Annotated in this window: 9 protein-coding genes; 5 read left to right on the top strand and 4 right to left on the bottom strand. The window is 64.4% G+C overall.

Annotated features, from left to right (window positions below):
* Positions 1 to 6: 6 nt before the first annotated feature.
* Together fdxH and fdnG are read right to left on the bottom strand one after the other, a co-directional pair.
* Positions 7 to 897: a formate dehydrogenase subunit beta gene (gene fdxH / locus AC3WQZ_RS01155; RefSeq protein WP_058696771.1), complete on the bottom strand. Its 891-nt coding sequence runs from the start codon at positions 895 to 897 to the stop codon at positions 7 to 9.
* Complete coding sequence (gene fdnG, locus AC3WQZ_RS01160; protein ID WP_081050155.1) at positions 894 to 3,983, bottom strand: formate dehydrogenase-N subunit alpha; 3,090 nt, start codon at positions 3,981 to 3,983, stop codon at positions 894 to 896. Before fdnG ends, fdxH begins: the two co-directional genes overlap by 4 nt.
* 610 nt (positions 3,984 to 4,593) lie before the next feature.
* Between fdnG and AC3WQZ_RS01165 the strand changes: the two genes are divergently transcribed.
* Positions 4,594 to 4,920 (top strand): hypothetical protein, encoded by a 327-nt coding sequence (locus tag AC3WQZ_RS01165; RefSeq protein WP_010809265.1) that lies wholly within the window; start codon positions 4,594 to 4,596, stop codon positions 4,918 to 4,920.
* Between the two features lie 69 nt (positions 4,921 to 4,989).
* On the opposite strand, the gene AC3WQZ_RS01170 is transcribed toward AC3WQZ_RS01165, so the two are convergent.
* A complete protein-coding gene (locus tag AC3WQZ_RS01170; protein ID WP_011617248.1) occupies positions 4,990 to 5,949 on the bottom strand; it encodes a Bug family tripartite tricarboxylate transporter substrate binding protein in 960 nt (319 codons plus the stop codon).
* 453 nt (positions 5,950 to 6,402) lie between these two features.
* Here AC3WQZ_RS01170 and AC3WQZ_RS01175 point away from each other — a divergent pair, with 453 nt between their 5' ends.
* The 3 genes from AC3WQZ_RS01175 (at position 6,403) to AC3WQZ_RS01185 (ending at position 9,931) form a co-directional block, all read left to right on the top strand.
* Positions 6,403 to 7,650, top strand: a complete 1,248-nt coding sequence (locus AC3WQZ_RS01175; RefSeq protein ID WP_010809267.1) for a CaiB/BaiF CoA transferase family protein — start codon at positions 6,403 to 6,405, stop codon at positions 7,648 to 7,650.
* Between the two features lie 121 nt (positions 7,651 to 7,771).
* Positions 7,772 to 8,749, top strand: a complete 978-nt coding sequence (locus tag AC3WQZ_RS01180; protein ID WP_439670018.1) for a Bug family tripartite tricarboxylate transporter substrate binding protein — start codon at positions 7,772 to 7,774, stop codon at positions 8,747 to 8,749.
* A 297-nt stretch (positions 8,750 to 9,046) separates the two neighbouring features.
* Positions 9,047 to 9,931, top strand: a complete 885-nt coding sequence (locus AC3WQZ_RS01185) for an alpha/beta fold hydrolase (RefSeq protein WP_010809269.1) — start codon at positions 9,047 to 9,049, stop codon at positions 9,929 to 9,931.
* A 28-nt stretch (positions 9,932 to 9,959) separates the two neighbouring features.
* On the opposite strand, the gene AC3WQZ_RS01190 is transcribed toward AC3WQZ_RS01185, so the two are convergent.
* Complete coding sequence (locus tag AC3WQZ_RS01190) at positions 9,960 to 10,847, bottom strand: LysR family transcriptional regulator (protein ID WP_492299840.1); 888 nt, start codon at positions 10,845 to 10,847, stop codon at positions 9,960 to 9,962.
* Between the two features lie 215 nt (positions 10,848 to 11,062).
* On the opposite strand from AC3WQZ_RS01190, the gene AC3WQZ_RS01195 reads away from it, so the two are divergent.
* Positions 11,063 to 12,067 (top strand): Bug family tripartite tricarboxylate transporter substrate binding protein, encoded by a 1,005-nt coding sequence (locus AC3WQZ_RS01195; RefSeq protein ID WP_143010650.1) that lies wholly within the window; start codon positions 11,063 to 11,065, stop codon positions 12,065 to 12,067.
* Positions 12,068 to 12,095: the final 28 nt, after the last annotated feature.

Consider the following 12,095-nt stretch of genomic DNA (forward strand, 5'->3'; position numbering starts at 1 on the left):
CTCCGCTTATGCTGCGCCGTCAGTCGGGGCGTCGTGTTCGTCTGATTCGGTGATGTTGGGGCCGACCGCCATGAAATGCGCCGCCATGCCCACGACCGCCGCCGCGCCGACGAAGCCGGCTACGGGTTTCAGGCCATCCTTCCAGCCGGAGACCACCGAGCTGATCTCCGGGTCCTTCGGCAAGCCCGCGTAACGCTTCGGGTCGTCGGCATGTTGCAGCACATACATCACGTGGGTGCCGCCGACCCCCGCCGGGTCATACAGGCCGGCCCTGGCATAGCCGCGCTCATTCAACTCGGCCACGCGCTCGCCGGCAAGGGATTGCATCTCTGCCTTCGAGCCAAAGGCGATGGCGCCGGTCGGGCAGGTCTTGACGCAGGCAGGCTCCTGCCCGACCGAGACGCGGTCCGAGCACAGCGTGCACTTGTAGGCCTTGTTGTCCAGCTTGGAAATACGCGGCACGTCGAAGGGGCAGCCCGCGACGCAATAGCCGCAGCCGATGCACAGGTCGGACTGGAAGTCGACGATGCCGTTGGCGTACTGGACGATGGCGCCCGGCGCCGGGCAGGCTTTCAGGCAGCCGGGATCCTCGCAATGCATGCAGCCGTCCTTGCGGATCAGCCATTCCAGCTTGCCCGTCTGGTCCTCATGCTCGGTGAAGCGCATCAGGGTCCAGGTGTTGGGCGACAGGTCGCGCGGATTGTCGTAGACGCCGACATTCTCCTGCACGTCGCCGCGCAGGTCGTTCCATTCGTTGCAGGCGACCTGGCACGCCTTGCAGCCGATGCAGATCGACACGTCGATCAGCTTGGCCACTTCCATCTGATGGTCGCGGATACGAGGGGCGGGTGTCAGCTCCGACGAGGCCGAGCTACGGATGATGTTCTGCGAGTTCATGCTTGCGCTCCCGCCACTTTTTCAATGTTTACAAGGAATGCCTTGAATTCCGGCGTTTGCGAATTGGCGTCGCCGACACCGGGCGCAAGCGTGTTGGCGAGATAGCCCTTGCGGGTCGCCCCCTCGAAGCCCCAATGGCAGGGGATGCCGATCTGATCGACCGCCTGCCCGGCCACCCGGAGCGTGCGCATGCGCTTGGTCACCACGGCCTTGGCAGTGATATGGCCGCGCTTGGTCGTGATCTTCACTGTGTCGCCATGCGCGATGCCCTTGTCCGCGGCCAGCTTTTCGCCGATCTCGACGAATTGCTCGGGCTGGAGCATGGCGTTCAGGTGCGAGTGCTTGGTCCAGTGGCGGAACAGTTCCGTGATGGAATAGGTCGTGGCGACATAGGGGAACTCGGTGCGGTTGCCCATCCGCTGCGCATCGTTCTGGAAGATGCGGGCGGTCGGGTTGTGCGTGACCTTGTCGTGCAGGGGGTTCTTGGCGATCGGGCTTTCAACCGGCTCGTAATGCTCGGGGAAGGGGCCGTCGGTCATGCCGCCGACGGAGAACAGGCGCCCGACGCCTTCGGGCAGCATGATGAAGGGGCCGACGGGCGTGCCGGGCGCCGCAGTGAGCGGAAAGTCGGGCACGTCAGCGCCCACCCATTTCTCGCCGTTCCAATGCAGGATCTGGCGCTTGGGGTCCCAGGGGTTCCCCATCTCGTCCATCGAGGCGCGGTTGTAGAGGATGCGGCGGTTCGCGGGCCACGACCAGGCCCAGCCCGGCGTGTTGCCCAGGCCGGTGTCGGTGTTGTCGCGCCTGGCCATCTGGTTGCCCGCCTCGGTCCAGGAACCGGCGAAGATCCAGCAGTAGCTTGAGGTGGTGCCGTCGTCGCGCAGTTGGGCGAACGAATCCAGCAGCTGGCCCTTGCGCAGGATCTTCTTGCCGGTCTCGTCGAACACGTCTGCCAGCGCGTAGCCATTGGCTTCCTTGGCCATTTCCTCGGGATGCGGGCTGTGCGGATCGTGATAGGTCGCCTCGTCCCAGGTCATGTGCAGCACCTGTTCCGGGCAGGCGCCGCCTTCCTTCTCGTAGAGCCGCCGCAGCTCCATCATGATGCCGCCGAGGATGGCCGGGTCATGACGCGCCTCGCCCGGCGGCTGCTGGCCCGCGTAGTGCCATTGCAGCCAGCGGCCGGAGTTCACGACCGTCCCGTCTTCCTCGGCAAAGCAGCTCGACGGCAGCCGGAAGACCTCGGTCATGATCTCTTCGGTCTTGACGTCGTTGAACTTGCCTTCGTTGCGCCAGAAGTTGGAGGTCTCGGTCACCAGCGGGTCGATGACCACGAGGAACTTCAGTTTCGACAGCGCGGCCGAGGTCTTGTTCTTGTCAGGCATCGCCGCCAGCGGGTTGAACCCCTGGACGACATAGCCGTTGACCTTGCCCTCGTACATCAGGTCGAAATAGGCCAGCATGTCGTAGCTGCGGTCCCATTTCGGCAGCAGGTCGAAGGCCCAGTTGTTTTCCGCAGTGGCATGCTTGCCGAACAGGTTCTTCTGCAGTGAGACGAAGAACTTGGGCAGGTTCTTCCAGTAGTTCACCTGATCGGGCAGCACGGCCTTGGGCGTGGCATCGGCCAGGTATTGCTTCAGGGTCTGCTGCCTGTCGGCGGGCAGGTCCATGTAGCCCGGCAGCCGCACTGACAGCAGGCCAAGGTCGGTATAGCCCTGGATATTGGAATGCCCGCGCAGCGCATTGACGCCGCCGCCGGACATACCGACATTGCCCAGCAGCAGCTGGATCATCGCGGCGCCGCGGATGATCTGCGCGCCACCGGTGTGGTGCGTCCAGCCGAGTGCGTAAAGCCAGGTCAGGGTCTTGTCCTTCGCCGAGCACGAGCCGACGATCTCGGCGATCTGCAGGAAGTCGGCCTTGCGGACGCCGGTGATCTCCTCGACCTTCTCGGGCGTGTAGCGTGACACGTGCTGCTTCAGCAGGCTCAGCACGCAGCGCGGATGGCGCATCGAGGGATCGCGTTTCGCGTTCCCCGCCGCGTCCAGCTCATAGTTCCAGGAGGATTTGTCGTAGACGAGCTTCTGCGGATCGAAGCCCGAGAACAACCCTTCGTCGAAGCCGAAATCCTCGCGTACGATCAGCGACGCGTTGGTGTACGCGCGTACATAGTCGTGCTGGATCTTGTCGTGCTGCAGCAGCCAGTTGACCATGCCCATCAGGAATGCCGTGTCCGACCCCGCCCGGATCGGCGAGAAGATATCGGCAACCGAGGCGGTGCGGTTGAAGCGCGGATCAATGACGATGACCTTGGCCTTGTTCCTGATCTTGGCCTCGATCACCCACTTGAAGCCGACCGGATGGGCCTCGGCCGGGTTGCCGCCCATGACGATGACGACATTGGCGTTCTTGATGTCCACCCAGTGATTCGTCATCGCGCCGCGCCCGAAGGACGGCCCCAGCGCCGAAACCGTTGGCCCGTGGCACAGGCGCGCCTGGCAGTCCAGCGCCAGCATGCCCAGCGATCGGGCAAACTTGAAGTCGAGAACCCCGGTTTCGTTAGATGCCGCCGACGAGGCGAGCATGCCCGAACTGAGCCAGCGGTTGACCAGCTGGCCCTTGTCGTTGCGCGCGATGAAGTTCTTGTCGCGGTCGTCCTTCAGCAGGCGGGCGATGCGCCTGGTCGCATCGTCCCAACTGATGCGCACCCACTCCTTTGATCCCGGCGCGCGATATTCCGGATACTGCAACCGGTTCTTCGAATGGACGATGTCCAGCAGCCCGGCGCCCTTGGGACAGAGCGAACCACGGCTGACCGGGTGATCGGGATCCCCCTCGATGTGGAAGATGCGGGGCTTCGCGTTCCTGGCGCCGTCACCCAGCGAATACATCAGCAGGCCGCACCCGACCGAGCAATAGGTGCAGTTGTTGCGCGTCTCTTTCGCACGCAGCAGCTTGTAGGGGCGCACGCCGGCAGGCGCCTGCGCCCAGGCAGTACCCAGGCCCAGCGCCGAGGCCGAGACGGCAACAGATCCAAAGCCAAGGATCTTGAGGAACTGCCGACGTCCGATATTGGTGGTGTAGGTCATCGTGGTCTCATCGTCATTTCTTCTTCCGCCCATCCCTGCTGCCAGGGGTGGGGGCGATCGCATTCGAGACCCGCAGCTTCATTTGGGCGCACGTATCCTCGGGGCGTCCGGATCGCGATCGATCACGGAGATGCCCCGTCCGGCACGTCCCTGAGGTGCATGCGCAAGAGGATGACCAACCACAAATGACGTCGCGGCGCCGGTCACGACGCGACGTCATCCGTGCCGGTTTTCCGCGCGCACGGCTCCACGAGCGGAGAAATGCCGCTCAGGTTCGAATGCAGACTAATTTGGATAAGCGATGAGAATGAGCCCGAAACGCCCTGCGGATTGCCCTGCAGATGCGCGGCCCCACCGGGGCACGACGTCGGGACGGGTATCGCTCGCTGAGGAGCGTAGCACGACCGGCCGATTACTCCAAATAGGGGAAAGTCCGGTTCGGCGCGGGCGGCTCATGCCCCAAGGAAGCGTCACGCTTGACTTCCATGCTGGCCGTTTCTACCAATGATATTGAACAGAACGGCAATTGGCCTGTGCCGCTGGCATTCCTGCATGCGGCGAGGGCTTGAAGATCTTTGCACTCCATGGGCTGGCAGAGGCCAGATGAGTGATGACGCAAGAGCTGACATTTCGCGCCCTGCTGTACCGCTACTTCTTCTTCGGCTGGCTGTACCGGGACGCCAGCAAGGGCAACCGCGCTGAACGAGCCCTCGCCTGGCATTTCAACAAGGCGCGCGCGCATTGGCTGCTAACCTACATGCGGCGCTGGCTCTGGTGCGGTGTCTGCTGCTATGGGCTGGGTAGCGTGGTGGAGTTGGTGCTGTCCGCGCCTGCGCTGTCAGCACTCTTCTACGTGCCCGGAGCGCTCTGCGTGCCGGTCAATGTTGTCATCGTGGTGCTCTGGGTCGGCCTGAAGACGCTGCCCGGGCCGCTGTAAGCGGCGACCGGCTGGGCTGGCATCCGGCTGCGACGCCAGGAATGGCGCATGGGCGACCACTTCGCCCCCTCAATCCGCCGTTGCGCCCGACCGCTTCACGACTGTCGCCCACTTCCGAATCTCGCTATCCACAAACTTCCCCGTCTCAACCGGAGTCATCGGCATCGGCTCCGACCCGCGATCCGTAATGAACTTGTGCAGTTCGGGCGATTGCAGTGCCTTCACCGTCTCCGCATTGAGCTGATTGACGATTGCCGGCGGCGTGCCCGCGGGCGCCATCATCACCGCCCATCCAAGCGCTTCGAAACCCGGTACGCCTTCCTCACGCACGGTTGGCACCGACCGCAACTGCGGCACGCGCTTTGACGTTGTTACAGCAAGCGGCACGGCCTTGCTGGTCTGGATCAGCGGCAGGGCGGCAGTCACGGAATCGACCATCAGCGGAATCTGGTTGCCCAGGAAATCCGCCTGCGCGGGGCCGCTGCCCTTGTAGGGAATATGCACGATAAACACGCCGGTCTGCGCTTTGAGCATCTCGGCAGACAGGTGCTGCGTGCCGCCGATGCCAGCGCTGGCATAGCTGTACTTGCCCGGTGCGGCCTTGGCCTTGGCGATCAGGTCGCGCAATGACGTGAAGCCCGATTGTGGCGTAGCCAGGAACACCAGCGGCACCGAGAACACACCCGAGATCGGCGCGAAGTCCTGACGCGGATCGTAATTGGTCTTCTTGTACAGCGTCTGGTTGATAGCCATCGCGCTGCCGCCCATGACGAGCGTGTAGCCGTCTGCCGGGGCTTTCGCGGCCACTTCCATGCCGATGTTGCCGCCGGCGCCAGCGCGGTTTTCCACCACGATTGACTGGCCTAGCTGCTTGCCCAGCCTCTCGGCCAGGGCGCGCGCGAAGATGTCAGTGGCCTGTCCGGGCGGGAACGGCACGATCAGCTTGATAGGGCGGTCCGGATAGGCGGCGTGGGCGGTGCTGGCGACGGCCAGCAGCAGCGCAACAATGTGTTTGCTCGACGGCTTCAACGGAATCTCCTCGAATGATTGTCAGTGTGTGACGAGGCGCCCGGATCCCGGAAGAGGGCAAGGTGACGCGCGCGTCTAATATCGATGTTATGGGTCAAATGCCTGGGCGCGCACCGCGCTTCGCCCGCCCCCAGGATCAACTGTCAAATTTTATTGAACATTTTGTCAATGTGAAGAGGGATTGTATAGCGCATTTATCCAAGCAAGAATGCTAGGCTGACCGCGATGGGGACCTTTCACGCCCGAGGAAGAGCTTCTGCTTCCTTCTGTCGCACCGTCGTCGGCGATGCGCTGAGTCTTCATCGCCGGTACCGACGTTCGGGATTCCGGCACGCGCCATCCAGCGTGCTGCGCTATGTGGCAGCCCTGCCGGCATCGCGTGACGCCAGCCCGACATAAGCTACGATTATTCACAGACGGCTCGTGCCTCGAAACAGCCCATGGAGACCAACAATGCAGACGCCTGATCAATCCCAAGGCATCGATTTCCCGCTTGAGGGCGTGCGCGTACTCGACTTGTCGCGCGTGTTTGCGGGGCCGTTGTGTGGCCAGGTACTGGCCGATTTCGGCGCGGAGGTGGTCAAGGTGGAGCACCCCGGCCGCGGCGACGACACGCGCGACTGGGGCATGCGCATCGGCAAGACCGAGACCACCTACTACAACAGCATGAACCGCAACAAGCGGTCCATCACGCTGGATCTGCAGAGCAAGGAAGGCGTGCAGATTGTCTACGACCTGCTGCCGCAGTTCGACGTGGTCATCCACAATTTCAAGACCGGCGGGGCCGAGAAGCTGGGCCTTGGCTACGAACAGCTCAAGGCGATCAAGCCCGAGCTGATCTACTGCGCGGTTTCCGGCTACAACACCAGCGGCCCCGAGGCCAAGCGTCCCGGCTACGACCTGGTGATCCAGGGTGAGGCGGGCCTCATGGCGCTCAACGGCGAAGCCGACACGCCGCCGCTGAAGTTCGGCGTAGCCGTGGTGGACCTGATGACCGGCATGTATGCCGCGCAGGCGGTGCTGGCTGCCTTGTTCCGCCGCGAGCGCAAGGGCAAGGGCCAGCTGATCGAGATGGCGCTGTACGACTGCGGGCTGATGGTCACCGGCTACTACGGCCTGGACGCCATGCTGCTCGGGCGCGACCCCGCCCGCTATGGCAATGCCCATCCGTCCATCGTGCCCTATGGCATGTTCGAGTCCGCCGATGGCCCGCTGATTATCGCGGTGGGCAACAACAGCCAGTTCGACAAGTTCTGCCGCCAGGTCATCGAGCGTCCGGACATCGTCGAGGACCCGCGCTATGCCACCAATGTGGAGCGCGCCAGAAACCGCGAGACGCTGACCCCGCTGATCACGGGCCTGATCCGCAGCTTTGCGCGCGACCTGCTGCTCGAGCGCATGACCGCCTGCGGCATTCCCTGTGGCAAGGTGGCGGGACTGCACGAGGCTTTGACCAGCGAACGGACCCGCGAGGGCGGTCTGCTGCGCGAGATGCCCCATCCCGTGGCAGGCAGCACGCACGTGTTCGCGCCCCCATATCGTCTGGATGGCCAGCGCCTGCCGATCCGCAACGCGCCGCCCACGCTGGGCGAGGGCACGCGGGCGGTACTGCAGAACCTGCTGCAGATGAGCGATGAGCAGTTGCAGGACCTGCAGGCCCGCGGCGTGCTGACGCTGCCCGAGGCACCGCAGCAAGCCTGAGTATTCGCGCCGCGCGGACGCTCATGGGCGTCCGCGCAGCCCTGCCCGGCAAGGGGGGCTTGGGTTCCCTTGCACTGATTCAAACTGGAACAACATCGTGCGCACTCGAAATTTCACCCGTATGGTCCACTCCCGGCGTCGTGCCATTCTGGCCCTGGCCGCAGTGCCGCTGCTCGCCGGCAGCGCTTTCGCGCAATCCTGGCCCAGCAAGCCGATCAAGCTTGTCGTGCCGTTCCCGCCGGGCGGGCCCACGGATACGGCGTCGCGCATCGTCGGCCAGAAGCTGGCCGAGCGCCTGAAGCAGCCCGTCGTGGTCGAGAACCGCGCCGGTGCATCGGGTTCCATCGCTGCCGCGCAGGTAGCCAAGAGCGCGCCTGACGGCTACACGCTGATGATGCTGGCCACGCCCACGCTGCTGGCGCCGCACCTGTACAAGAAAGCGGGCTACGACACGACCAAGGACTTCACGCCCGTGGCCACCGTCTATGACCTGCCGATCGTGGTGGTGGTCAACCCGACGCTGCTGCCCAACGTGACCGACCTGCCCAAGCTGATCGCACAGGCCAAGGCACAGCCGGGCAAGCTCAATTACACCAGCTCCGGCGCGGGCAGCTTCGGCCACCTGAGCATGGAACTGCTCAAGCAGATGGGCGGCTTCGAGATGCAGCACGTGCCCTACAAGGGCGGCGTGCCCGCCATCAGCGACACCCTCGGTGGCCAGGTCCCGATCATGTACGCCGACCTCGTCGCCGCGCTGCCGCACATCCAGGCGGGCAAGCTGCGCGCCATCGCGGTCGGCTCGCCGCAGCGCGTGAGCATGCTGCCGGACGTCAAGACCATTGCCGAGCAAGGCTTCAAGGGCTACGACGCCGTTTCCTGGGGCGGCCTGCTGGCGCCGCCGGGAACGCCCAAGGATGTGGTGGACCGCGTGTCGGGCGAGGTCGGCAAGATCCTGGCCGACAAGGATGTACAGGACAAGTTGCTGAAGGCCGGCGCCATTGCCAACTACCAGGCGCCGGCGCAGATGGGCCAGCGCATCCAGCAGGACTATGCCAAGTGGGGCAAGGTGATCCGCGAGAAAGGCATCGCGGTCGAGTAAGCGTCTGCAAGCCGGGCACGCTGCAATGGCGTGCCCGGGTGCCAGTTGGCGAGGTTGGAGTGGCCTTCGCCGCGGGAAGTGGGTGCCACGGGCTACCAGGAGTCTTTCCCCGACACTTCTCATTTGCTCTTCAATCCGTTTGCCTTCTGCGCGTTCTCCAGGGCTTGCTTGTTGCACGCCAGCCCTATAACTCTCAGTCAGATTCCATATTGGAATTTAAATAATGGCCTCGGTAAAGTGGTGCGCACAAGGTGCAGGACGCCGTTGTCCTGACCAGCACACTGAGGAGACCAGGCCATGCCAGGCAACACCGAGCAGCAAGCGCAGGCAACATCGCACGCCGGCGACAAGCAGAGCGCAGTCCGGCGCTATGAAGTAACGCGCTCGGCGGCGATCTCCATCGAGGTCTACGAGCTGGGTGCCGGCCCGGCCATCGTCTTGCTGCCGTCGCTCGGCCGCGGCGCAACTGACATGCTGGAACTGGCCGAGCCGCTTGCGGCTGCCGGTTATCGCGTGCTCTGCCCGGAGCCGCGCGGCAATGGCCGCAGCGTCGGCCCGCTTGCCGACAAGACGTTGCACGACTGGGCAGGCGATATCGCGGCCGTGATCGAGCATGCCGGCCAGGCGCCGGTCGTGATCGTCGGGCATGCCCATGGCAACTGGATCGCCCGCACCGTGGCCAGCGACCGGCCCGACCTGGTGCGCGCGCTGGTCCTGCTGGCCGGCTCGGCGGGCAAGGTGCCGAAGGACGTCGATGCCGTGCCGATTCCGCCGGAGGTACGCGCCCAGATCGAGCGCTGCGGCGATACCAGCCTGCCGGACGCGGTGCGCCTGGAAAGCCTGCGCGCCGTATTCTTCGCGCCGTGCAATGATCCTGCACCGTGGCTGCAAGGCTGGAACACGGAGCTGATGACGATGCAGACGCTGGCTCAGAAGCGCACACCGGTCGATGACTTCTTCGCTGGCGGCAACGTGCCGATCCTGAATGTGCAGGCTGAGTACGATGTGATTGCACCGCAGCGCTATGCCAATGTGCTGCGTGACTACCTGGGTGAGCGCGTGACCAACCTCACCATCCGCGATGCCGCGCATGCCTTGCTGCCGGAGCGGCTGGACGAGGTTGTGGCGGCGATCATCGACTATGTGGCTGCGCTGTCTCCGGCGCGAAGCACGGTGGCTTGAAGGCGGCATGACGGTGCCGAGATGCGGCTTAGTAGCCGATCGGTTCGCTCATCACTTCGCTCACGACCCGCATGACCAGATCGCTGGGCGCCTGCTCACGCCAGATTGCATAGAGCTGGATGTGGCCAGCGGTCTGGCCGATCTCGCGGAACACCACGCCTGGCAGCCCGGCGCGGGCGTAGGAACGCGGCACCAGCGCCACGCCCAGGCCGAGCTTGACCATCTGGAAAGTGGTCAGCGGATTGCGCGCCGTATGCGCAATGACGGGACTGAAGCCGGCATGCAGGCATGAGGCGATCATGCCGTCGAACAGCGCCGGCGCGTGCTCACGCGAGAATGCCACCAGCGGCACGCCCTCGAGGTCGCGGAGCGCCAGCGCCGGCCTTGCGGCGAGTTCGTGGCCCTCGGGCACGACGATAGTGAAATACTCGGTGAAGATCGGCGTCTTGCTGAGGCCGCTGCGCGTCGGGATCGAATGCACGATGCCGATATCGAGCTTGCCCTGCATCACGGCATGCGCCTGGTCGGCCGAGCCCATGTCGGTCACGGCGATATGCAGTCCGGGAAAACGCTCTGCCATGCGCGTCAGGATGGTAGGCAGCACATGGAAGATGCCTGACGTCACCATGCCGATCTGCAGTGTGCCGATGTCGCCGGCCGCCGTGCGCCGCGCGGTGGTCACGGCTACGCGCACCTGTTCGAGCACGGCGCGGCAGTCTGCCTGGAAGGCACGGCCCGCGTCGGTCAGGCGGACTTCCCGGCGATTGCGCACCAACAGCTCCACGCCCATCTCGTCTTCCAGTGCCTTGATTTGCTGGGAGAGCGGTGGCTGCGACATGTGCAGCCGCACCGCCGCCTTGCTGAAGTTCAACTCATCCGCGACGGTCACGAAATAGAGCAGTTGCCGGAGTTCCATGGTGCTGATTTCCTTGCGGGACAAGGTACTAGGATAGCCGCAACCAACCCGGGGTAGCGCGCTGCCGTGTCATATGCCAGCCCTATAACTCATGGTGCGAAACAGTATTGGACGGTCTGCCGGCCCGTCCCTACAGTGGCCTGCATAGCGCGGCGGCATGCGGACGAAAGGATCCGGAAGCCTTTGGAGACCGCGCAAAAACCAAGGAGACAGCCATGAACAGGACAGGCAGAACAGGGCGGCGTGCGGCGCTGGGTGGGATCGGCGCGATCGCGATGATGGCCATGATGGTCGGATCGCAGCCGGCGGCGTTCGCGAGCGAGGCGTATCCCAATCGCCCGATCAAGATGATCATCCCTTACACCCCGGGCGGCTCGATCGATACAGTCGGGCGCCTGGTGGCTGCACAGCTGCAGCGTCAGCTTGGGCAAGCGATCGTTATCGAGAACCGACCGGGCGCGTCGGGCATGATCGGGTCCGAAGCGGTGGCGAAGGCATCGGCTGACGGCTATACGCTGCTCTTCAATGCCTCCAGCCAGGTCTACCTGCCGCTGGTCGCGAAGAACGCCCCTTACGACGCGATCAGGGATTTCACCCCGATCGCACAGGTGGGGCATGTGCCGCTGATCGTCGTCGCCAACACCAGCCTCCCCACCAGCTCGCTGCGCGACCTGGTCAAGCTGGCGAAAGCCAAGCCGCGGACCTACACCTGGGCCACCTCCGGGCTAGGCACCACCAGCCACCTGGCCGAGGAGATGATCCGCCACGCCTTCAAGCTGGAGATGGATATCGTGTCCTACAAGGGCGCCGTGCCGCAGTTGAACGACGTGATGGGCGGTCACGTGTCGGCGGCGGTGTCGCCGATGCCAGGCGCATATCCGTTCGTCAAGGCGGGGCGGCTGAAGGTGCTGGCGGTCACCAGCAGCAAGCGTATTCCGCAGCTTCCCGGCGTGCCGACCGTTGCCGAGAGTGGCCTGCCCGGGTTCGAGTTGCTGTCGTGGTACGGGCTCTGGGGTCCCGCCAACCTGCCTGCGGAGATCACCCGCAAGCTCTCGCAGGAGGTCAACAAGGCCGTGCGCGAAGCCAGTCTTAAGACGCGCTTCGACGAACTGGCCTTTGAAACCGTGCAGTCCACGCCTGAACAGTTCAAGGTGGTGATCAAGGATGAGATCGACAAGGTCGCGGGCATCGTCAAGGCAGCCAGCATCCGTATCGATTGAGCGAAGGGCAGGGACAAGGACAAGCAAG

It is taken from the genome of Cupriavidus sp. FW305-26 (genome assembly GCF_058787975.1).

Excerpts from the sequence above, each read along its gene's own strand:
- fdxH (WP_058696771.1), bottom strand. The coding sequence starts at position 897 with ATGAACTCGCAGAACATCATCCGTAGCTCGGCCTCGTCGGAGCTGACA.
- fdnG (WP_081050155.1), bottom strand. The coding sequence starts at position 3,983 with ATGACCTACACCACCAATATCGGACGTCGGCAGTTCCTCAAGATCCTT.
- AC3WQZ_RS01165 (WP_010809265.1), top strand. The coding sequence starts at position 4,594 with ATGACGCAAGAGCTGACATTTCGCGCCCTGCTGTACCGCTACTTCTTC.
- AC3WQZ_RS01175 (WP_010809267.1), top strand. The coding sequence starts at position 6,403 with ATGCAGACGCCTGATCAATCCCAAGGCATCGATTTCCCGCTTGAGGGC.
- AC3WQZ_RS01180 (WP_439670018.1), top strand. The coding sequence starts at position 7,772 with ATGGTCCACTCCCGGCGTCGTGCCATTCTGGCCCTGGCCGCAGTGCCG.
- AC3WQZ_RS01185 (WP_010809269.1), top strand. The coding sequence starts at position 9,047 with ATGCCAGGCAACACCGAGCAGCAAGCGCAGGCAACATCGCACGCCGGC.
- AC3WQZ_RS01190 (WP_492299840.1), bottom strand. The coding sequence starts at position 10,847 with ATGGAACTCCGGCAACTGCTCTATTTCGTGACCGTCGCGGATGAGTTG.
- AC3WQZ_RS01195 (WP_143010650.1), top strand. The coding sequence starts at position 11,063 with ATGAACAGGACAGGCAGAACAGGGCGGCGTGCGGCGCTGGGTGGGATC.